This is a genomic window from Mesorhizobium sp. M1217 (genome assembly GCF_040318275.1).
Taxonomy (GTDB): domain Bacteria; phylum Pseudomonadota; class Alphaproteobacteria; order Rhizobiales; family Rhizobiaceae; genus Mesorhizobium.
Genome location: NZ_JAMYMA010000021.1, coordinates 105,605 through 125,837, shown reverse-complemented (window position 1 = coordinate 125,837; position 20,233 = coordinate 105,605). Strand labels below are relative to the sequence as shown.

24 protein-coding genes and 5 pseudogenes are annotated in these 20,233 nt (G+C 58.2%); 14 read left to right on the top strand and 15 right to left on the bottom strand.

Features of this window, described 5'->3' with window-relative positions; translation table 11 throughout:
* Positions 1 to 848 precede the first annotated feature (848 nt).
* The 6 genes from NKH37_RS28505 to NKH37_RS28480 all read right to left on the bottom strand — a co-directional run bounded on the left by NKH37_RS28505 (position 849) and on the right by NKH37_RS28480 (position 4,946).
* Positions 849 to 1,739 carry an SDR family NAD(P)-dependent oxidoreductase gene (locus NKH37_RS28505; protein ID WP_023722419.1) on the bottom strand — a complete coding sequence of 297 codons (891 nt, stop codon included), beginning with the start codon at positions 1,737 to 1,739 and terminating at the stop codon, positions 849 to 851.
* The gene (locus NKH37_RS28500; protein WP_353041990.1) at positions 1,736 to 2,515 is read right to left on the bottom strand and encodes a hypothetical protein; all 780 of its coding nucleotides are present in this window, start codon (positions 2,513 to 2,515) and stop codon (positions 1,736 to 1,738) included. The genes NKH37_RS28505 and NKH37_RS28500 overlap by 4 nt, the downstream gene beginning before the upstream one ends.
* A gap of 10 nt (positions 2,516 to 2,525) precedes the next feature.
* A complete protein-coding gene (locus NKH37_RS28495) occupies positions 2,526 to 3,113 on the bottom strand; it encodes a protein-S-isoprenylcysteine O-methyltransferase (protein WP_031195116.1) in 588 nt (195 codons plus the stop codon).
* Positions 3,114 to 3,272: 159 nt separating this feature from the next.
* Entirely contained in the window at positions 3,273 to 3,872 is a 600-nt protein-coding gene (locus NKH37_RS28490) for a hypothetical protein (protein ID WP_031195118.1), read from the bottom strand.
* A 137-nt stretch (positions 3,873 to 4,009) separates the two neighbouring features.
* Positions 4,010 to 4,150: a hypothetical protein gene (locus NKH37_RS28485; RefSeq protein WP_023722423.1), complete on the bottom strand. Its 141-nt coding sequence runs from the start codon at positions 4,148 to 4,150 to the stop codon at positions 4,010 to 4,012.
* Between the two features lie 199 nt (positions 4,151 to 4,349).
* Positions 4,350 to 4,946, bottom strand: a complete 597-nt coding sequence (locus NKH37_RS28480) for a L,D-transpeptidase (protein WP_031195120.1) — start codon at positions 4,944 to 4,946, stop codon at positions 4,350 to 4,352.
* A 188-nt stretch (positions 4,947 to 5,134) separates the two neighbouring features.
* On the opposite strand from NKH37_RS28480, the gene NKH37_RS28475 reads away from it, so the two are divergent.
* Positions 5,135 to 5,890 carry an SDR family NAD(P)-dependent oxidoreductase gene (locus NKH37_RS28475; RefSeq protein ID WP_352476622.1) on the top strand — a complete coding sequence of 252 codons (756 nt, stop codon included), beginning with the start codon at positions 5,135 to 5,137 and terminating at the stop codon, positions 5,888 to 5,890.
* Between the two features lie 580 nt (positions 5,891 to 6,470).
* Here NKH37_RS28475 and NKH37_RS28470 read toward each other — a convergent pair.
* Positions 6,471 to 6,890 carry a hypothetical protein gene (locus NKH37_RS28470; RefSeq protein ID WP_353041988.1) on the bottom strand — a complete coding sequence of 140 codons (420 nt, stop codon included), beginning with the start codon at positions 6,888 to 6,890 and terminating at the stop codon, positions 6,471 to 6,473.
* Positions 6,891 to 7,070: 180 nt separating this feature from the next.
* Here NKH37_RS28470 and NKH37_RS28465 point away from each other — a divergent pair, with 180 nt between their 5' ends.
* Positions 7,071 to 7,370 (top strand): hypothetical protein, encoded by a 300-nt coding sequence (locus NKH37_RS28465; RefSeq protein ID WP_353041986.1) that lies wholly within the window; start codon positions 7,071 to 7,073, stop codon positions 7,368 to 7,370.
* A gap of 67 nt (positions 7,371 to 7,437) precedes the next feature.
* Positions 7,438 to 7,683, top strand: a complete 246-nt coding sequence (locus NKH37_RS28460; protein ID WP_353041984.1) for a hypothetical protein — start codon at positions 7,438 to 7,440, stop codon at positions 7,681 to 7,683.
* A gap of 1,118 nt (positions 7,684 to 8,801) precedes the next feature.
* On the opposite strand, the gene NKH37_RS28455 is transcribed toward NKH37_RS28460, so the two are convergent.
* The 5 genes and pseudogenes from NKH37_RS28455 to NKH37_RS28435 all read right to left on the bottom strand — a co-directional run bounded on the left by NKH37_RS28455 (position 8,802) and on the right by NKH37_RS28435 (position 11,081).
* A complete protein-coding gene (locus NKH37_RS28455) occupies positions 8,802 to 9,185 on the bottom strand; it encodes an ATP-dependent DNA ligase (protein ID WP_353041982.1) in 384 nt (127 codons plus the stop codon).
* 31 nt (positions 9,186 to 9,216) lie between these two features.
* Positions 9,217 to 9,546, bottom strand: a pseudogene (locus NKH37_RS28450) (hypothetical protein); the annotation flags it as partial.
* Positions 9,547 to 9,735: 189 nt separating this feature from the next.
* The gene (locus NKH37_RS28445; RefSeq protein WP_502897857.1) at positions 9,736 to 10,128 is read right to left on the bottom strand and encodes a hypothetical protein; all 393 of its coding nucleotides are present in this window, start codon (positions 10,126 to 10,128) and stop codon (positions 9,736 to 9,738) included.
* Between the two features lie 401 nt (positions 10,129 to 10,529).
* The gene (locus tag NKH37_RS28440; protein WP_353011725.1) at positions 10,530 to 10,784 is read right to left on the bottom strand and encodes a hypothetical protein; all 255 of its coding nucleotides are present in this window, start codon (positions 10,782 to 10,784) and stop codon (positions 10,530 to 10,532) included.
* A pseudogene (locus NKH37_RS28435) lies at positions 10,781 to 11,081 on the bottom strand (DUF1236 domain-containing protein). The gene NKH37_RS28440 and the pseudogene NKH37_RS28435 overlap by 4 nt, the downstream one beginning before the upstream one ends.
* Before the next feature lie 372 nt (positions 11,082 to 11,453).
* Between NKH37_RS28435 and NKH37_RS28430 the strand changes: the two are divergent.
* From NKH37_RS28430 to NKH37_RS28420, 3 genes and pseudogenes are all read left to right on the top strand, one after another.
* Positions 11,454 to 12,281 carry a PRC-barrel domain-containing protein gene (locus NKH37_RS28430; protein ID WP_353041980.1) on the top strand — a complete coding sequence of 276 codons (828 nt, stop codon included), beginning with the start codon at positions 11,454 to 11,456 and terminating at the stop codon, positions 12,279 to 12,281.
* Positions 12,282 to 12,724: 443 nt separating this feature from the next.
* Positions 12,725 to 12,925 (top strand): CsbD family protein, encoded by a 201-nt coding sequence (locus NKH37_RS28425; RefSeq protein ID WP_352643912.1) that lies wholly within the window; start codon positions 12,725 to 12,727, stop codon positions 12,923 to 12,925.
* A 309-nt stretch (positions 12,926 to 13,234) separates the two neighbouring features.
* Positions 13,235 to 13,434, top strand: a pseudogene (locus NKH37_RS28420) (plasmid maintenance toxin (PemK-like)); the annotation flags it as partial.
* Between the two features lie 580 nt (positions 13,435 to 14,014).
* Here the strand turns inward: NKH37_RS28420 and NKH37_RS28415 are convergent.
* Complete coding sequence (locus tag NKH37_RS28415) at positions 14,015 to 14,188, bottom strand: hypothetical protein (protein ID WP_352643911.1); 174 nt, start codon at positions 14,186 to 14,188, stop codon at positions 14,015 to 14,017.
* A 407-nt stretch (positions 14,189 to 14,595) separates the two neighbouring features.
* Between NKH37_RS28415 and NKH37_RS28410 the strand changes: the two genes are divergently transcribed.
* The 6 genes and pseudogenes from NKH37_RS28410 (at position 14,596) to NKH37_RS28385 (ending at position 16,802) form a co-directional block, all read left to right on the top strand.
* On the top strand, positions 14,596 to 14,808 hold the full coding sequence (locus NKH37_RS28410) for a hypothetical protein (RefSeq protein ID WP_352483453.1): 213 nt from the start codon (positions 14,596 to 14,598) through the stop codon (positions 14,806 to 14,808).
* A 20-nt stretch (positions 14,809 to 14,828) separates the two neighbouring features.
* The gene (locus NKH37_RS28405; protein WP_353011732.1) at positions 14,829 to 15,287 is read left to right on the top strand and encodes a DUF982 domain-containing protein; all 459 of its coding nucleotides are present in this window, start codon (positions 14,829 to 14,831) and stop codon (positions 15,285 to 15,287) included.
* Between the two features lie 165 nt (positions 15,288 to 15,452).
* Positions 15,453 to 15,617: pseudogene (locus NKH37_RS28400) on the top strand (DUF982 domain-containing protein); the annotation flags it as partial.
* A 114-nt stretch (positions 15,618 to 15,731) separates the two neighbouring features.
* Positions 15,732 to 15,959, top strand: coding sequence for a hypothetical protein (locus tag NKH37_RS28395; protein ID WP_353011734.1), 228 nt, complete (start codon positions 15,732 to 15,734; stop codon positions 15,957 to 15,959).
* A 142-nt stretch (positions 15,960 to 16,101) separates the two neighbouring features.
* The gene (locus NKH37_RS28390) at positions 16,102 to 16,359 is read left to right on the top strand and encodes a hypothetical protein (protein ID WP_353011736.1); all 258 of its coding nucleotides are present in this window, start codon (positions 16,102 to 16,104) and stop codon (positions 16,357 to 16,359) included.
* 191 nt (positions 16,360 to 16,550) lie between these two features.
* On the top strand, positions 16,551 to 16,802 hold the full coding sequence (locus tag NKH37_RS28385) for a DUF982 domain-containing protein (RefSeq protein ID WP_353011738.1): 252 nt from the start codon (positions 16,551 to 16,553) through the stop codon (positions 16,800 to 16,802).
* Between the two features lie 560 nt (positions 16,803 to 17,362).
* Here NKH37_RS28385 and NKH37_RS28380 read toward each other — a convergent pair.
* Positions 17,363 to 17,778 (bottom strand): annotated as a pseudogene (locus NKH37_RS28380) (SOS response-associated peptidase family protein); the annotation flags it as partial.
* Between the two features lie 57 nt (positions 17,779 to 17,835).
* On the opposite strand from NKH37_RS28380, the gene NKH37_RS28375 reads away from it, so the two are divergent.
* Positions 17,836 to 18,300 carry an SOS response-associated peptidase family protein gene (locus NKH37_RS28375; protein ID WP_352643908.1) on the top strand — a complete coding sequence of 155 codons (465 nt, stop codon included), beginning with the start codon at positions 17,836 to 17,838 and terminating at the stop codon, positions 18,298 to 18,300.
* A gap of 73 nt (positions 18,301 to 18,373) precedes the next feature.
* Here the strand turns inward: NKH37_RS28375 and NKH37_RS28370 are convergent, their stop codons facing one another.
* Complete coding sequence (locus NKH37_RS28370; protein ID WP_353041978.1) at positions 18,374 to 18,616, bottom strand: DUF982 domain-containing protein; 243 nt, start codon at positions 18,614 to 18,616, stop codon at positions 18,374 to 18,376.
* Positions 18,617 to 19,021: 405 nt separating this feature from the next.
* On the opposite strand from NKH37_RS28370, the gene NKH37_RS28365 reads away from it, so the two are divergent.
* Positions 19,022 to 20,218, top strand: a complete 1,197-nt coding sequence (locus NKH37_RS28365) for a DUF932 domain-containing protein (RefSeq protein WP_353041976.1) — start codon at positions 19,022 to 19,024, stop codon at positions 20,216 to 20,218.
* Positions 20,219 to 20,233: the final 15 nt, after the last annotated feature.

Here is a 20,233-nt window from a genome sequence, read left to right as displayed (position 1 = left end):
CCCGATGATCTGCTCTTCACTGAAACGGCTGCGCTTCATTCTCTGGTCCTCACGTTGGGCCAGAGCGAACTTCAAACCGGATTAAGCCAAAGGGGCAACGTCACCCGAAATTCCGCGCCCTGGTCCGAACGCTGCGTCAGGACAAAGCCAGGGGGAACTTCGAATATGAAGCCAAACTGCCTGAAGCCGAAAAGCTGCCACGCTTGCGCTTGGAGAAGCGTGCAGCAAAATAGAATCGAAACGAGGCTCAACAGAAAACGTGCCATTGGCATTAAATTAGCGTCGCGTCATATACTGTCCAGACGGACACAATTGGCGACAAAGAAAAAGTAGCAGACGACCTGCCGCTGATTTCAGCCTCGTGCGCGAAAGAAGCGGCCCGCTGCCGGAAGCAGCGAGCCGCACGAATTGGACGGAAGACGGAGGGACCGGCCAGGGCACCAACGCAAGCATGCTCTGGAGAAGGTTGGATTTCGGTTACTCTCCCTCCGCCAACGCACCCTGCCCCAACTTTCTCTGCCTCGACCCAGGAGGATCGATATCCCGCGGAACTGCGGGCTTTTCAAGAAAAGCTGGCAACCGCGTGCCGGCTATTCCTCGTGAATGGGCGTTCTCTGGCCAATTCTCCAAAGCTGTCAACCTCGCATCTTTGGTTCTCAGGTTCAGATGTAAGCAATCTCAATGACTTGGAGGGCGCCAGGGTTGGAAAGTTGGGCTTTGGTCTCGCCAGCCGAGAGCAACTCCATGCGCCCTGCACCTCAGGTCAAGCGGAAAGGCGTTTGTTCGTTGAGCCGCAACCAAGACCATCAGCGACTCCTGAAATGGCGAGCGGTGGCGTGCTGGTCCGGTCAGGGGATAATTCCCCGAAGGCCCCGGCGTAGCTGGATCTGGCGGGTACCGCAGCATTTCTTGAACTTCATACCTGAACCGCAAGGACATGGATCATTGCCGCCGCGTTGCAGCCGGCCGACCAGGGGCAGCATCGCTGCGGAAGGCAGGAGCGCCGCCGCAAGGGCAGCCAACTTGGCCGAGATTCCCGGTACGACGAGGCGACGACCGGATTTGAACCCTCGCCACGCACGTTCGGCCACATACTCCGGATCCACCTTGGGCAAGATGTTGAAGAGCACCGTCTGATAGGCGCCTGACCTTGCGAGAAACTCCGTCGACACCGGACCTGGTGCCAGGCATGTGACCGTCACACCGGTTCGGCGCAACTCCTGATGAAGCGCCTCTGAGAAGAAGCGCACGAAACCTTTGCTAGCGAAGTACAGAGCCATATAAGGCCCGGGAACGAACCCGGCCACGGAACTGAGATTGAGCACCCCGCCCCGTCGGCGCGCCACCATTCCCGGCAGAAAATGGAGGGTCAGTTCTGTGAGGGAATGTATGTTGAGATCGATGATGCCGAGTTGACCATCAATAGGCAGCGCCGTCGCCGCGCCCCGCAGGCCATAGCCGGCGCTGTTGACCAGGACATCACAGACCAGGCCGTGTGCGGACAGAAAGTCCTCTAGGCGCGTTGGCGCATCGCCTGCCACGAGATCCAACGCGAGCGTGAATGCCTCGCCACCCCCCTCCCGAACCTCAGCCGCCGCGGCGGCCAAACCCTCGGGCGAGCGGGCAACCAGCACAACCGCACCGCGCTCCCGTGCAGCGACGCTCGCAATTGCCCGGCCAATTCCACCCGAGCCGCCAATCACGACGACGGCTGGCCGGAATTCACGGTGCGAAATCATGTCGCGTTCCTCTTTCTTGCAGGAGCGGCAACACTTTGACCGAGCAGCACCACTTCATTGGCGACAGTGCCGTTCAGAATCTGTTCGAATCTCTCCAGTGCTCGTGCGACGTTCGCTCCATCCATGACCCGGTGATCGTAGTGGATGCGGACATTCACCGATCCGTCTTTGCCGATCGGACCGTAGTTTAGAAGCGTGGTCAGTGGTGTCAGCGGGTTGAGTGATTCCGCACCGAGACCAGAATAGACGGACAGTTGGAAGGTACCGAAGTAATTTGCCCTTTGCCGGGCGATGTTTAACCCTAGCCACATAAGCAGCCACCTGACTGGCGCGGGCGCACGTGCCACCCGCAAGGCACGCCGAAACTCCGGGACCTCCAGGATCGGCCGTGATCGAGCGGCGTGGATGGATCCCTCAAGTTCCGTGATGGAGTAGCGCTCCGGGCACTTGATGCAGCTCAGCAGAACGGCCGGCTCGCCATCATATTCGCGCTCGTGGGCAATCGAGGCTACGCTTGCCGGATACTCGTAAAGCTGCGGCCAAGGCAACTTGACATAGGCGCGCCGCAGCTCCGGCATCTCTAGGGCAAGAAGCGCATACCCTTTCAGGAAGATAGCGGTCCACGAGGGCCTGGTCTGCTGCGCCATTCTAGCCCTTACGAGTGGGCCGAGATTCATCTGACGCTGCACCGCGACCCGTGGCACGCCGATCGAAAACCTCATCAGATCGCCAACAAGGCGCCGGGGCGCGGAAAGCTTGAGGGCTCGGCCTCGCATAAAACGACCTCTAATAAAGATAAGGGAATATCCGCTTGGTCCTTTCCATATAGACACGGTATTGCGAGCCTAAATTCTCCAGCATCATACGCTCTTCCTTATCCACTCTCAGCAGGAAAAGGACTGCGAAACCAATCAAACCCGATATGCCCGCAACCCAGTTCGGCAGCAGAAAGAGCTGGCCGAGCCCCATAAGCAGGAAAGAGGTGTACATAGGGTGACGGACCAAGGCGTATGGCCCGGCGCTGACCAGTTCATGCCGTTCGCGAATCTCGAGCGTAATCGACCAGTTACGGCCAAGTTCCTTGTGGGATAAGCGAAAAATCCACAGCGCTGAGCAGAAGATGATGGTTCCGAGCGCCACTGACCACACGCTGGCCGGATGATCAGCCGCTCCGGGGATGCCGGTAGCGACATAGAAGCCAGGCAGGATCGCCAGGCCAAGGAGAGCCGATACAAGCCCGACGGTGTCGGAACTTGAGCTGCCGCCAGCTACAATTCGCACGCGCCTTGCCCGGCGCTCGAACGGATACCGGATCACGTACCAAGCAACGATGCCGATCACCCATATGATCTCGCCAACTGAGGCTACAGCAATGGTCACGTCACGTCACCGGAGCCTTTTCTCGATCTGGGACGATGATAAGCCGTCGCAACGATGTCACCGTCCGAGTTGTCGACCGTAGACATTCAGAGCGCGTTCTCTTCGCACTTAACCGGGCGAATGGGCGCGAAAGCGGGTTTTGCCAATCGCATTTCAACCCGCGTTCATCTCCCGAAGCTTGGTTATGAATTGTTGCGGCCGGAGCCAGATACCGGGGGTCTTATACCCCATGGATCTAGCGATGTCCGCTACGAATGCGTTGCAGTTGTAGAGCGACGCGTGCCAAAGCGGAGAACTGGCCTGCAGCCTTCGTATGCTCGCGACGACTTTCCTATATTCGGCTTCGGTAAGTAATACACGCCAGCTTGCCGACCGGTAAGCATCTTCCAGGTCGCCGTCCGTCCACCCGGTCGAGGCTGGCACGGGCGCCAAATGCCCGAGAACATAGACATTGGGATCACCGGACTTCGGAGCGAGGCCCGCCACTTCGGGGTTGACCATCCGTCCGGCCTGGTTCAATCGTCCAAAAATCACGTAGGAATGGCCGTAGGTAAGGGCGTACCGGGAGCGGAACTCGATGAAATACCGCTGGGCTTGAGTTGACGCCGCCGCGCGCGCCGGCATCGCCGCGGTTCTCAGTGCCTTATCATTGGACACAAAAGTCGGCTGGGGCTTGCTGTCCTGCGACTGACATGACGCTGCGACAAGTGCGAGCAGGGCCACAATTGTTGAACGGCCACTTACTAGCGTCATCTATCCAGAACTCCGAGGACCGCAGGCCTAGCGCCAACCTATGCCCGCTAACGCACGTAGGCTACGAATCCGGCCGGCCCCTGCATATCGATTGGGAAGGGCCTGGCGGCCCTTCCCAAATAACCGAAAGCCGGTCCTTATTTAATCACGGGCTCCTCTACGGCAGCGGGTTCCGGCGGAGGAGCCTTCCCCTTTCCTTTGCCGATCATGCCATTCGCGCAGCCGCTCAGGCTGGCAACGGCGAGGGTGGCAACCATTACAATCAACATCCTGTTCATCAAGCAATCCTTTCCCCGAGGGCGGAACAGCCTATGGAATCGCCACAAATAAAAACAATATGCAGCCCCGCCAAGCTACCCGCGATCTACATCAACGCCTAGTGCAGAAATGACACAGTTGGCACCCGGTTCCAGGCGGCACCTTTGCGGTGACGTGCTGGCAGGTTCATCATCCAACGGAGATCAGGCCTGCCCACCATCAAACAACCACCACCGTCGTGCCCAAAGGAGTACGGTCGTAGAGGTCAATGACGTCGTCATCGATCATACGGATGCACCCGTTCGATACCGCTGTGCCTATCGTCCACGGCTCGTTTGTACCATGTATCCGGAAGTGGGTGTCGCGCCCGTCGCGATAGAGATAAAGGGCACGCGCACCAAGCGGGTTGTTTGGTCCGCCAGGGACCCCCCCTGCATACTTCACCAGGCGCGGCTTGCGCTTCATCATGCTGGCGGTGGGTGTCCACGACGGCCAGTCCGCCTTGCGGCCGACGGTCGCTGTACCCTTGAACGAAAGTCCCTGCTCGCCGACGCCGACGCCGTAGCGCGTCGCCCACCCGTCCGTCTCGACGGCATAGAGAAAACGTTGCGAAGTATCGACGACGATCGTTCCGGCCGGCTCGTTTCCGTCGTACCGCACATGCTGCCGTCGGTAACGAGGATTCAGGCCACGCCTTGGTCCGAACGCGGATGAAATCGGGTCCGCCACCTGTTGTAACGTCGACGTACATCCGGAGACCATCAGAGCCAGACTACCCAGCACGAGCCCCCGGCGCGCAATGTGGTGTTCTTCCATTTCTACCTGCTAGGAAACTGGTCATCTACCGCCGCCTTCGTCTCTACCATTACAAGGCCTGCGGGCCAAGTCTCGCTTTGTGGTGGCAAAATGAATTCACAGGATTGACAAGCGAATTGGAGCGAAACTTCTTGCGATAACCGTCTGCCTCTGTTCGGTTATGTCAAAATTGGCATAGGACAGAGACGATGAAGCCTGACTTCCATGGTAAAGTCGCGATTGTGACCGGCGCAGGATCCGGAATAGGTGCGGCTGTTTCACGGCAACTCGCGCAAGAAGGAGCCGAGATTGTTGTCGCCGACCTTGATGCCGAGGCAGCGCACTGCAGAGCCGCCGAAATAAGCTCGCAAGGCGGCAGGGCCTATGACTTTGCGGTAGATGTCACGGATGCGGCAGCCGTGGAAAAGCTGATCGAGTTCACTGTCCAGAAATGCGGCGGACTGGATATGGCGGTAAACAATGCAGGTATCGACGGCATTCGAAAAGCAACGGCAGACTATCCGCTCGACAACTGGCACAAACTGATAAACGTCAATCTAAATGGCGTTTTCTACAGCATGAAGTACGAAATCGCCGCGATGCTGGATCGAGGCGGAGGCGCCATCGTCAACATGTCCTCCGTTCTCGGTTCCGTCGGCTTGCCAACTGCGTCCGCATACACGGCAGCGAAACACGGGGTCGTTGGGCTGACCAAGGTTGCGGCGATTGAATATGCGAGGATGGGCATCCGGATCAATGTCGTCGGCCCCGGCTGGATCGAAACGCCTCTTTTATCGGAGCAAATGGAGGCATTAGCCAGCCGGCGCATGGCAGGTCTTCAGCCGATGGGCAGGCGCGGGAAACCGGAAGAGGTGGCGGCTCTTGTGTGCTTCCTCTTGTCCGACCAGGCCAGCTTTATCACTGGGAGCTACCATCTGGTGGACGGAGCTTACACCGCCCATTAGGTGGATGGCCCGTAAATGGCGCCTGCATGGCGAGCCTCAAGGCGCAGAACGACGAGCAAACGTGGCGTGTCAGCTAGGTGACGAAGGCCAAGGCGGCGCCAAAGCCAGCACCCACTATGATGGTGAACGCAAAAAGCGGCAGTAGCCAGCGCGGTCGTTGGGTATCCCAGTCCTTCGGGCCATGTCGGTTCATCGCGCGTCCTTTCGCAACCTTGTTTCCCGCCCACGTTGCAACCGTAATGAAATACAAGAAAGAGTGCCGCAACGTATTTAAGAGTTTGCTAATGCAAGGACGCATCGGTCCGCCAGATGCCATTCGCGTCGCAGCGTGGAGAAGATGGGCGCTGCGCTCAGTTGGCGCGAAAGTCGCTTGAGGCAGAGAACTAGCCTTGGGGAAAATTCTCAGTCGCCCCTTGCTGAGACAATAGGAATATGGTCCTCATAGCTCCGTTGCGGCGATCCTCAAACGGAGATCGCAAAAATGGCCAGACACAAACTTTCTAAGCAACTTTCACAGGTCGAGATCGACCGCTTCATGGCGGCTGCGGAAGAGCTTCACAAGAGCATCGTCCGCCCGCTCCTATCGCCCACCTGCGCCCACTATCAAGCCCTTCGAGCGGTTCATGAAGCCCTGTTGAAATCGGTGAAAGACGTCACCGGCAAGGATGCGGCTTTCGTCCGATGGCACGGGACGGGGCCAGTGCAGCCGCGGCAAGACTGAGCTACTCTTGACGGTCGCCTGCGGTCTGCCGGCATACACCATCATCAGGTCGGCCGAGCGGCAGTAGCGGACATTGCCGCAGCTGCATTCCGCCTTGACGAGCATGTTGTGCCGGGTCGCCTTGCCCAGCGTGTCGATCGGATCGTGCGCCATGAGAACAGAAAAGGAACATTTTCCTTGATCGTCAAGACCGGCTATGGAATCTTTCGACCAACTAAGCCGAGAAACTAACCCGATGAGTGATGAATTGATCCGCCTTCCCGGGGCAATAGAGCCCATCACACGTCCGGGCGTTCAGTGTCATAGGTGCGAGCATCCCGACTGCGGCAGGGATGCAGGATGGGGCTTCGCCAAGCCGAGGGAGCCATCTCATTGGTTCTGTTTTGAACACCGTTCCAATGGCGAAGCCTATGTCTAGGGCGTGCCGGATGACTTATCTTCTGGCTGGCAATAATCTCTATGACGTCGCAGATGTCAGCACCGCGCGAAACCAATCTGGATGGTCCCATCTATGATTCGATAGCGGCCGCAGTCAGTCAGCCAGGCGGGACAAAGGCGAACCGTTGGCAGACTTTAACGAAGGGCGAGATCATGACCGAAGGGGAAAGAAAGCCAACTCCTGTCGAAACTGTCGAAAAGAATTGGGGGAATCTGATTGCGTGGGCTGTGGTGTTCTGCCTGGACTTGATTGTAGCGTGGCAAGTGTTCCGATCTGTTGCTCTCTTTCTCGCAGTCATCACCGGCAACTTCGCTCCGTAAACTGTTCTAGAGCAAAAAGCCCATCTCACGTGTGCCGACGGCGAGCGATAGCTATGAGGAAGCCTGGATGATCAGCCCGCCAAGACGGCATGGCGAGTATGCCGACCGCGAGATCGATTGCCAGGAGGCTATGGAGCCTGGTTTCCAGGCGATCGTCGATTGCATGATAGATGCGGGCTGGACGCGGGGGGAGATCATGCGGTCTCTTAGGCGGCTGATCGCGGCCGACAACATGACGCAGAAGGAAAACGCGAAAGTCGAGGCGCAGATTGCCATCGCGCGCGCTATGATGAGGGCGGGCCGGCCCCTCTAGCGCAAGGAAAGCGCGTCAACACTCTACGCCACGATTGCTGGCTGCCCGTCGTCACCGCGCATATGCGACGTTCCGTTAGCCGCCGATCGCGTACCTATCCACGACAATCGCGTGGTGGTACATTCGCTTGATTTGGCGAATGTTTTGGTCGCCAAACTCACCGGGAAACCGGGGAGGTGGTTATGAGAATTATTGCCACTCTAGCAGGTGTCGCCTTACTTGCAGGTTGCGCAACGGCAGGCCCCCCAGGGCCCCAAGGGCCTGTCGGTCCACAAGGTCTCCCCGGCAAGCAGGGATCTAAGGGTGCAATGGGGGCTGAGGGTCCAGCGGGGAAGGACGGCGTCAGCGGTTGGGAAATCACCCAGTATGCAAGTGCGAGTGATGCAAGCCCAGACAAATCCGCACAGGCTTGGTGTCCCAAGCCAAAAGGCGTCATAGGTGGCGGTGCCAGCGCGTCAAATTCAAATGCTCTAATTTCTAGGAGCTTGCCGGTTACTTCCCCAGCTCCAGGGTGGGTAGCACAAGCGCATGTAGCCGCTACGCCCCCAACAGCTTGGACGCTGACAGCATACGCCATTTGCGCGCTTGTCAAATAGTCGGCGCTTGGCCGGGCCGGTGATCTTTGCGTTGTCGCGCCTTCGAGACACAAACGCCGTTCTAGTCTTCATCCCAGAAATCCTGCAGCGACGCGTGCCTAAGGTCTTCGGCGCCGCGCAAGTGCTTCACGCGGGCTTTGATTCCCCGGCTTGACCCACTGAGTTGCCGGCCGCTTTGGCATGTCCTTCGGCGGGGGCCCGGCATGTTCCTGGACCCGCTTCCAAAGCCGCTCCCGCATCTCGCGGTTGACGCTGACGAAAGCGCTGCCGACATATTTTCGCGTGCCCGGCTCGGCCAGCAAAGCAAAGGCCGCCTTGCCGGGTTCGCGCTCGACGCGGAGCAGTTCGAATTCGTCGATTGTGAAGCTCTTCGTCTTCAGCCAGTTCGAAGTCGGGCCGCTCCGATACGGGCTGTCGGCGCGCTTGGAGACGATTCCCTCGAGCCCTGCCTGGTCGGCGAGATAGAAGATCGATTTGGGATCGCCCGGCAGGGCTTCGCTGAACTGGATCCCGCTGTTCGGTTTAATGATGCCGTACAGGATTTCGCGACGTGCTTTGCAGCCGATGTCGCGAAAGTCGTAGCTTATCGAGATACATGATGTCGAAGGCGCCGAGGATCATGGCGTAGGGATCGCTGTGGACGGCCCTTTGCAGCGCGCTAAAATCGGGCAGACCATTCGCACCGGTGACCACCGCCTGGCCCTCAAAGATCGCGTTCTCCATGTCGAGCTCCCGGGCGGCTTCGACGATGCCGGTGAACTTGCGCGTCCAATCTGCGCCGGACTTGGTAAAGACGCGGATATCCTCGGGGCTGTTGATGACGACATGGGCTCGGTAGCCGTCGAGCTTGATCTCATGAATCCAGTGCTCGCCCTCGGGCGGCTTTGCGACCAGCTTGGGCTCCATCGTAGGGACAAAGGCCAGCCTTTCGGCCTTACAGTTCTTCGAGAACCGTCCGCGAATGTGGCGTGCGGATGCGCAGGTCGTCCGCGACTTCCAGATACCGGCTCGACAGGGGATCGAAGGCGAAGGCGTCTCGTCCCTTGCTGTCATCATGTGCTACTCGTAGATTCGCCTCTTGCGCAAGCCAGCGCTGGATGCGCCGCGCGGCAGTCTTTCCCGGCACGAACCAGCTTGTGCGCTCGTCACTCTACCTGGCGCGCGGGAATGCCTGTCGAAACCGCTCAACCGCCGCTCGATCATACGGAAAGCGCGCTTCGGCACCAGGAAACTGTCTGCGGTGCAGCAGGGGCGTCGGTTTTTCCATCAGATTGCGAAGCACAGCACTGCTCGCAAACAACGCGGTGCAGGTCGTTTGGGTCCGAAAACACTAGAACGTATGGTCAGAGCCGCAAGGGGAAGCCAAGGAGGCGATCGGTGAAACTGCTCATGACCCAGATGACGCGCTACCGTGTGTCTCGCCATCACCCCACCGCCATTCGACTTTGAAAAAAAATCAGGTAGACCGATCGAAACGGCCTGATTTACGAAGCTTCGCAAGCAAGCTCGCTGCCGCGCCGCAGTAGCTGGCAGAGGCCTGCTCGGCCATCGGCAGCGAACTCCACACGGTTAGTTCGGCCACCAGAAAGTCGTTGTCTGCGTCCACCGGCGCGGATCTAAGTTGTCCGTTTTTATCCATCACGATTGCTACCACGGTGTCGTTTGCGCCATACCCAATCGCCGCCATCCTCTGAATGCGAGTATCGCCGTCCACGCGAACGTCGAACAAGACAGATCCGCCAGTTTTCTCCGCGATATCATCCACTCGATCAGAAAACGGCCGATTCATACCGTCTGTATTGGCGAGTGACTGCTCCAACAAGACCAGTTCAACATACTCCGCCTTCATGCCGCAACTATGGGCGCGCATGCGCAATCGGCAATCCTACCAGGATCTTTTCACACAGGAATCCCAATGACATCATCCAACGCACCGCGGCGCGAACGCACAGCCGTACCCAATGCTATCTGTACGCCCATGTGTGAGCGTCGCGCGCAACGGTGGAACGGTGCCATTCTCGATGAAGCTCGAGTCCCTGCCAAGCGATCCTCAGATACGTACGTATTTATAGCGAGGCGTATGGTGCCGAAGGATGAAGCGGCCGGCCACGGAAATGGGCTGGGTCAAGCCGGACCTAATCGGCCCTGTGAAGCACCTGCGCGGCGAGGAAGGCCTGCGGCACGCCTAGCAGCGCGTATGGAGGTGTCGTCCTAGTGCGGGCGGTATTAGGATCGGCCTTGGCTACAGCTTCAGGCAAGGTTCTGCCGCGCCAGATACAAGGGATCAGTATCGGGAACAGCCAACTTGTGCATTGGTGCGGCGAGGAAACGAACGGCTTCAGCCTTTGCCTTTTCGGTCCAGATTGCCGTCAGGTGGCGGAGCCGCTTTGCCTTTGCCTTAGGCGCCCCAGCCTCGATCGCCGCGTCCTTCGAAAGATCACGAGCGTGCCGCCCCTTTTCGCGCGCGGAGCCGGCGCCTGCCGCCTGGCGGACTTTCCCTGTCATTCGATGATCTTGATAATCTTGTGTGTGTCGGGGTCAACCACTACGGTTCGGTTGTCGATAACGGTGTAACGGTATTTAACGTTGGGAACTTCATTGAAGCTCGACGGTGTCGGGCAGCGTTGAGCCAATGTTGAGCTCCACGCCCGGAAGTTTCACCGATGCCAGCGGCTGCTTTTTCACGTACTCCTTAATGACGGTTTCCTGTTCAGGCTCTATGACCACGTCTTGAGCGACAGCGGCCGCAACACCGGCCAGAAGCAGGAGTCCGGCCGCTGCGGTGGTAATGTGTATTTTCATGACTGCCTCCATCCATTCGAGCGACCTAGAAAACGCCCTGCCGCGCGCGTGGCTACAGGCCGCGACGGCTGCTTAACGCTCGCGAAACATGATTGTTCCAACACTCCCCTCCTGGATTCCTCCACCGGAACCACATGCCTCTCAAGACGCTTTGGTCAATCTCCTTTCATCATCGGCGACGAAGAGATTGAGTCGCCAACTGGCCCGGTCAGCGCGATCTGGCGGGGCTTTTTTGCAACTGTGGTGGGGAGTAGCTGTGCCGGCTAACGTGTTGGAACTTCGATCGGGCACTTCGCGTTTTCAACTCGCGTTTGAGCGTCCGATGGACGGCCGGCGCGCGCGTCACACCACGCGAAACACAAGGAGAACATCATGATCCGGAAACTTTTGGCGACCACAGCGCTGGCCACGCTGCTGGCAACCGGCGCCTATACCGGAGACAAGCTTGCTGCCGCAACACAGCCTGAAGCCACGCTTGCAGCCCCTGCGGTCGTTGCCGATGGCAACCTGGTGACCAAATTTATCGGCACCGACGTCTACAACGGGACCGCTGACAATGCCGAGAAGATCGGTGACGTCAACGACATAGTGCTCGCGAAGGATGGAACGGCCAAACTTATCATCATCGGCGTTGGCGGTTTCCTGGGAGTCGGTGAGAAGAACGTCGCCTTTGATTTTGCCAAGGCTCAGTGGGCAGAAAAGAACGGCAGCCGCTGGCTTGTCCTGCCGACGACCAAACAAGAACTAGAGGCGCAGCCCAGCTTCGATGCAACGGCATATGAGACAGCTTCAGCATCGAACGCGACCAAGCAGCCTGCAGCCACCACTGTTGACAAGACGTCCACCGGGGCCATTGACAGGTCATCGCTGACTGAAATGTCAATAGATAAGATCCGTGCAGAAGATCTGATTGGCACCACGGTCTACGGCGCCGACGACGCAAATGTCGGAAAGATTGGCGACGTCGTTCTGAGCGGCGACAAAAAGGTGGATGCAATAATAGTTGACGTTGGAGGATTTCTCGGCATCGGATCAAAGGAAGTGGCTGTTGGGATGGAGAACCTAAAATTCATGAGCGACAAAAATGGCAACAAGTATCTCTACACAAACTTCACAAAAGACCAGCTCGATGCCCAAATGGCTTACGACAAGGGCACCTATGCCCAGAATCGCGATAAGCAGCGCATGATTCTGAAATAGCAGGACCGCTATGCTTAAGAGCCCGGGTTAAGAACAGCTGGGCTCTTTGTTTGCTGGCAATAGTCTATTGCCGCGCTATACTTGAGGTGCGGTGAAGTTTTTGCCGTCTTCTCTCCTAGCCTTCCAAATGGCGTGCTTCTGTTGGTGAAACGGCTGGCTGTCGTACGAGATTGAAAAAGGTCAGAAGGAAAAGTAGCGATGATCAAAAAGCCCGCCAGCCGAAGCCCTTGGCACGCGCCAGCTGATCCCGCTGAGGAACCTTTCGATCGAGCGTGATGTCAAGACGCGGATCGTTCCCATTCGATCCCCTACTCCAATTCGCCCCGCTGGCTTCGCCGGGCGGCTTTTTGCTGCGTCGCCAATAATAATCGTCATAAGTGATCCGCTGTTCGGGAACGTATGGTGTCCATTTGCATTTCCTTTGAACACCAAAGGAGGAAAATGTGAACTGGGATCAAATCAAGGGAAAATGGATGCAGTTCAAAGGCAAAGCGAAGGAGCAATGGGGTGATCTTACCGACGATGATCTTGATCGCATCGAGGGCAATCGTGACCAACTCGCCGGACGAATTCAGGAGCGATATGGAATTGCCAAGGAAGAGGCAGAACGCCAGATAGACGACTGGTCCAGACGACTCACCTAGCGCTGGATCTAACTCGGTCCGACCGGAAGCCTCGGCGCACCCCTAATCAACCAAAGCGACGCGCGCAAGGAACTTTTCGCCGCATCTAATGTTCCCATGTTCGGGCTAGGCCAAGGAGCGTAATCATGAACAACATTATTTGGTTGGTCGGCGCCGTCGTGATCGTAATAGCCATTTTGAGCTTTTTGGGTCTGCGATAGACTGGGCGCTCCATAAGGTCCGGGCAGTCGCGGCGATCTGTTGAACCCGGATATGTAGCCCTATGGCCGATAGTGTTGAAAAAGTCCGCAACCCAGCTCGCGGACCAATATGGCCGGAATAGTTATACCGCGATGTTTGCTGGCGCTGGTCTCCATGCAGGAGGACGCTCGCCGGTCGTCCGGGTCCTGCCGATCACCCATACGCCGCCGTCCGGTCCCAATGATGCCATCGAGATACCGGCTGCGGTCAAGCTGCGCTTGCGGCTTGACGGTGAGCGGTCGTGGGTCGTTTCGACGGAAAGCAACCGGTCGCGGTAGACGGCCGTTCAAGATGTCGCCTGCCAAACTGCGGCTCGCCGAGCCTTCAGTCGAAGGCAGTTGATCAGCACTGCGCACCCGCATGACGTTCGGAAGGCACACCCCGTGCGTTCTAAAATTAGATGCACAGCTAACCAGCTGAAAACATTCACGAGCGATTCTCACAATTAATAACTGCAAAGCGACAGCGTAAACGGCAGATGCAACACCCGCACAATCCCCCGCATATCATACCGATGCGGTGGCGGGCATGAGCATGGCCCTACTGATGCCGCGTGAGCCGGTCCATGGGTGCGTTTGCTTCGGTTAACTTGGCCAGCGCTTGCTCGACTTTCTGCGCCGAGCGGTCCGTGCGCTCGATGTGCCGCACCATTTGCCGCCTTACTCGCGCGAGCCTTGCGGCGCGAAATACGTCGCCGTATCTCGCAGTTTCAAGGTGGAGGGTCGCGAGCCTCATGGGCGACGATTCCAATTACCTAGCAGTAGAATTCGCGTATCCGCCTTTCGTTCCGATGTCCGACCTTACGCTCGCAAAGGGCTGGCCGGAGGGCTGCGACGAATGAGCGTCTGGTCACATGTTGCTGGCGGGTCGAATCGGTGGACGCGGTCGATACGCTGGCCTCTGCAACGGCTTGAACGGAACATCGGCCACCGACGAGCGGATCGGCTTCATAGTGACCGGGATGGCAGCTTGGCGCTTGCGCAGCGCAGCCGAGATCTTGGCAACGAAGTCGCGTATTTCCATGGGTACTCCTCCCGAGCAGCTTCCCGTAGTCACGCTAGCACCGCCGCGCCCCCCATCACAATTAATTTTGATGGATCGAAATGGGTGGAGGGAAGGCGGCCACATGAGATCAGCCGTCGTCTATCTTCCTGCCAAAACAGTACTGGATACAGGGCGGCGCGACATAGGTCCGTTGTGCTTGACACAGCCTTTGCCGGTCGAGGCGTTCGGTCGTGCTGGCGGTGTCTCAATTGCCCACCGCTTGTGAGAAACGGAGGGGCACGGGGGCCTCGCGCGAGCCAGTTATCCGATCCCCCGCTCAGAAATTTCTACCAAACATTCTGGCCTGTCATTCTGCACAAAATCGTTTGTTGATCTTTCATCAGTTCGGCGCAGCATGCCGTTCGGGCACTAGGGGTTGGGCTATCATGGATACCGAGCCGACACGCATCACGACTGACGCTCTTTCCGCCGCCATTCTTGAAGCATCAGACGGGGACGTGGTGTCCCTTAAAGCGGCCCTAGCAGCACTTCGTGCCCTGTGCCCCCACGTAATCGAGACGGATGCTGAATTGTGCGAAATTTTGCTTATCGCGGCCCCGCAAGAAGGGCGCGCCGTCCTGCTTGATCTTCGTGATTAGCAGGAACAAATTCGCTCGCGGTGCAGTTCGCTCCTTTTAAACATGCAGGCCCGAATGCGGTTGAAATCGATAAAGCCAAACAGGAGGTTATTGCCGAAGTTGTGCGGCGGTGGATCACCTCAGAGGTAATCCGCAATTACCTTCGCAACATGCTAAATCTGCCTGTAGAACGGGAGCTGCCGGCTGAGCAAAGGTATTTGCTGGAGGAACTTGATAGGCCGACAAAGAGTGACTGCATGGCTCTCCGCTGGTTCAACCCTCCGGTCCCCATCAAGACCGAGCGTCCCGGGATCATTCGCAACGTCAACAACGCCGAGACAGCCGGCGAGGAGCTGATGAAGTGGACCAAGCGTGGCCCTTGCTGGGATCTCGCGGTGCGCGTTTGCATGGCCGTGATATTCGACGAGATGGAACCTGAGGAGGCCCGTAAGGCATTCCTGGCTGCTGCCGAGGAGGAGGGTATGCTTTTTCCTGATTAGCAGGTCGCGTGGCTCTTCGCGCGAGCCCAAAGTCGATCACCGGCTCAGACATCCCTTCCAAACATTCCCACCCTCTAATTATCGCTCAATGGCAACCCATTGGTTCGTCCCTCCGGTCTTCGTGAAGACTGAACCGGCGACAGGCATGGCTGCAACAATGCGAGGCCAGCCCTTGAGCAGCTCAAGCGGTGGACCCGGAGAGGACCTCGCTGGCACAAGGCGGTGACCCTCTGCCTGTCAGATCTGGAGGGCGATCCGATTGATCCTCAGGTGGTACGAAAGGCATTTGAGGCTGCCGCTAAGGAAGCCAAGATGTATCTTTCCTCGTAGGTGAAATTTCTCCCAAATATCAGCCCTTTATTCCGGACGATTCGAACATTGATTTTTCCGTGGAGTGACCCATAAGGTGGCCGCTTGGGTTCTCGCTGAGGTGGGAGGCCTCGGATGAACGTTCTGACGAACTGCCGACCGAGCAAAGTGACTGCCCATAAGCTTGTTGAAGAGCTGATCTTACAAGCCGGTCGCGGCCAAATCATCTCCGTCAAAGAGACCATCGCAGCGGTGCGCCGAGACGGGCCGCATCTGGTGGAAAGTGACTGCGCGCTGGTTGAGCTTATAGTCGAGATTGCCCCAGCCTTTGGCCTGTTTGTCGGGTTCGATCTTCGCGAATAGCCGGATGGCAACCCATTGGTTCAACCCTCTATGAGATCGAGAGGGGCACGGGGGAACTTCGCGCGCGCACCCACCAAATTCGCATCCCCCTTCGGAACCCTTTCGCAGCGAAAGTGTTTCAGACGAATGTGGGAACGACCTTATGCCGGCACGACCAACAGCAGGGACAGCCTTTCAACGGTTGATCAGCTCAGAAGATAATCGTCTGATGCTCCGCAACAGGCTTGGCGTCGAAGTCGACGAGGAACTGCCGGCGTCCCTTGCTGCATTATTGCAGGAGCTTGAGCGGCGCGAGCAGGTCGAGGCTGAATGGAGCGCCACCACTTTGGCAGCGCACGTTTCTATGGCGTTCGACGAACCAGAAGGAACCTTCAGTGACCCTCACGGCCATGCTGCGTAGGGGACGTGCCTTCCGAGGGATGATCAGTTCGGAAGACTACTGCCGGAAGCTACGCAGGCTCCTAAGGTTTGTAGGCGAACCAACTCTGACACCGACGCTTGCCACACTGGCGCGGGAGCTTTCAGAAGACTCTGAGCTGCCGAAGCAAGAATCGGCCGACAAAATTCCATAGCCGTCCTACATTTCCCCTCATGGCAACCCATTGGTTCTCCCCTCCGGTCCCTGTGAGGACTGAGAGCGCCGGTATGACCCGGAACGTCAACAACGTCGAGGCAGCCGGCCAGGAGCTGATGAAGTGGACCAAGCGTGGCCCCAAATGGAACCAAGCGGTGCGCGTCTGGATCGCCTGCATTGCCGACGAAATGGAACCTGAGGAGGCACGGAAGGCATTCCTGGCTGCTGCCGAGGAAGCTAAGATGCTCGCTGCTCCCGGGGTGCGGTGATCCTCGCGCAATGTCGCATAACGCCAAGTGCTTTTCGAATTGAATTATTTCAACCTCGCATTGCAGGAACGGGCGATGCTTGGGTTGAGATCGCCAAACATTGAGGGGGCAATTTTTGAACCGCATTTTGATTACACTCGGCGTGGCAGTCTGCGTCATATCTTCGGCTGCTTCAGCCGGACAGGGAGGGGAGCAAAACATTAACTTCCTGGCTCGGATGCCCGACGCCAAGTTGAATTTGGCCGCTACAATGGCAGGTAACGTCATCGGTGTTATTCAAAGATGCCGGGCGCTGAGGCCAACCGAAGGTGGAAAAGCAATTATAGCTGTTCCAGTCCTTTTGTACGACGGTCTGGATAAACACCTGACACCCAATCGACCTAAGTTCACGAGGGCCATCCGCGCCTATGAGGCCGCTTTGAACAAAGCGGTGCGGCGTAGGGATGATTGCCAGACTGAGAAGGCCAAGTACCCGAGACTCTACCGGTAGATAGCTGTCAGGGGGCATTGGTTACGGTCTGGAGTAATAAACAGGCGGATCTCCTGTGTCCCTGTGCGCCCTCGCCGACCTCAGGCATTTCACGCCAGATGCCGGCGATGCAGAAGATCGGCTCGTCCTTCTTTGCGAAGAGCCACTTGTCCTTGCGCTTCTTCTTGGGGTCTTCCGGATCGGTGAACTCGTAGAAACCGTCCGCCACGATCAGGCACCGGTTCGACGAGAACTCCCGGCCCTCCGAACGAAATTATAGACGGGCCGCTTGTTCGGTCCGTGCCAGCTCCAGCGCCGTTGAATCATATCGCCTTCGCCTCGGACACCCTCGACCGTCCTGATGATCGGCGCAACGTCCGTGATCTTGATGTCCTCGCGCGCCTCGAGGTTTGGCGCACCTTCGCCGAAGCGGATCTTGATCTTGAGGTCGGCGAAGTCTTCCACGATCGAAGCGACATCCACCGTCAATCGATAGTCATTGCACATCGGTCCTCCGTCCGACCGCATTGCACCGCGATCGTGTTCCTGTATGTTCGCGTGACCATGAGCGCGAAGGTTTTCGATTCCGACGCATCGCTCGACGAACGCAAGCTGTCTTGGGGCCTTCAGCCCAGCGAAGTTGGAGGCAGGCCGTTCACCGTCATCCGCGCTGAGGGCAGGACGTTTCCCAGTCACCGTTGCCTCGTTCCCGCATCCGAGTTCCGCCATCGTAGCCGCGGCAAGCCCTATAGTTTCTCGCTCGCTGACGATGACTGGTTGTATTTCGCTGGAGTCTGGCGCCAGGCGACGCGGGACTGGCCTGAGGCTTATGCCATCCTGACGATCGAGGCTAACGACGACGTGGCGCCCTTCCACGACCGGCAGATGGCGGTGCTGCGGCGCGATCAGCGGATGGCTTGGCTCGACGGGACCTGCATGGAAGAAGAGCTGCTTCGGCCGTTGCCTGCCGGCACGTTCGTGGTTTCGCAGCCGCGCGAAGCATCTGCACAGGCGGTGCTCGCATTTTGAACCAAAAAGAACTTTTTGATCTCGCCGGCCATCCGCCGCTCCCACTGTGATCGAGGCTAATATGGTTTGGACCTCAGTCGCTGCGTAGAATTTTCGCTTCTAACGCCGCTGCAACGAAGGCCCGTCTCGCTATCGGCGTCTGGGCTTCACCACGCAGAACCTGAAGACATGCATCCATAGCCAGTTTTCGCTTCTCCGTCTGATGAGGGAAACTTCGCAGCAGGATCGTGCCTGCGTCATTCACATCGAATATGACGCGCTCACGGTCATGCCCGCCAATTTGCACCACCACGGGCCGGACGAACCTGCTCGACATGCAATTACTCTCTCAGTTCCGACCTCGATACGGTCTTCACCTATCATGACGTTGGGTCAATTTATACATGTATCAGCTAGGGCCGAAGAGAACTTGCAGTTGCTCAATCTCAAGACAAGTTGCCTGTCCAATTCCAGCAGGCCGTTATCTGAATCCGGATGGGTCCCCGTCTTGTTTGCGCAAGAAAGCACAGCGGATTTCTGTCGCGTCCGGAAGGTGAAGCGGCGCTTGGTCTTCGGGCTTTCCTGAAGCCCGAGCCTTCTCTCCTGGGTGTCAGCCTTGACGCGGCCGCCGCCGAAATGCCGACGCGCCCAGTGGCGCGTGGATGGAAGAGGGCGGGCGGGCCGCAGTGGCGAGTGAAGGTCCGGGAGAGAGTCTCCCGGCGCTCGCCGAGGAGCGACACCCATGACCCAGATGGAAATTCACACGCCCAAGCGCAACGAGCGTGCCGGTTATAAGGTCGACGTCAGCCGCGGCCAGCACATCGGCCGCGTGTCGTCAGAATGGTTCAACCGGCCGGCGGACGAGCGATATCTGTCGCTCACCGACCTTCGGAATTCGGTGAAGGCCCGGTCGGAGCGCAGCAAGACCCGCATCGTCGAAAGTGAGCGGATCCGCGTCGAGACCAGCCGCGACGACCCGGAGCGCCTGAGGCTAATGCTGCCCGATGCGCCTGCCCCAATTGCCCCCACGCATTGGAGTTTCGGCCAACTCGCCAGTCTAGTAGGCGCGCCGGCCACCTATCTGCGCCAGCTTCCGGCCCCGCTCGCGGTGATCAACCTACAGCACGGTCTCCTCAACCACCGCGCCGAGCAGGTGAAGACGCTGGAAATCGAGAACGGACGCCTCCAGCTGCGAGCGGTAACAGGTCCGGACTACGGCAGAATATTTGACTCAGAACTGATCGACGCCGTGCAGAAGATCGCTGGCAACGGCAACGGGGACACTCGCTGGAAGGTGCCGGGAGTCCTCGATTGGTCGACGGGAATTTACAACCCGAACGTCGACATCTCCAACGACACGACTACGCTCTATGCGTCCGACCGAGATGTGTTTGTGTTTCTTGTCGACGACCTGAACCCGATCGAGGCCGGGCGGCTGCCGAATGGGGAACCGGATCTTTATTTCCGCGGCTTCTACTGCTGGAATTCCGAAGTCGGAGCCCGCACCCTCGGGATTGCCAGCTTCTATCTGCGCGCAGTGTGCCAGAATCGTAATTTATGGGGCGTCGAAGATTTCGAGGAAATCACCATCCGGCATTCCAAATATGCCGCCTCGCGTTTCGCCCTGCAAGCTGAGCCGGCGCTGATCCAATTCGCGGAATCATCGCCCATGCCGTTCGTCAACGGCATCAAGGCCGCGCGGGAACGGATCGTCGCAGGAGACGACGAAGATCGCCAGGGCTTCCTGCGCAAACGGGGCTTCTCCAAGTCCGAGACCACGAAGATCATTGAGACTGTTCTGATGGAGGAAGGCAGGCCGCCGGAATCGATCTTCGATTTCGTGCAGGGCATCACGCGGGTCGCGCGCGACAAGCCGCATCAGGATGTCCGCCTGGAAATGGAGGGCAAGGCCAAGAAGCTTCTCAATTTCGCCGCCTGATCCTGCGGAGGCCGG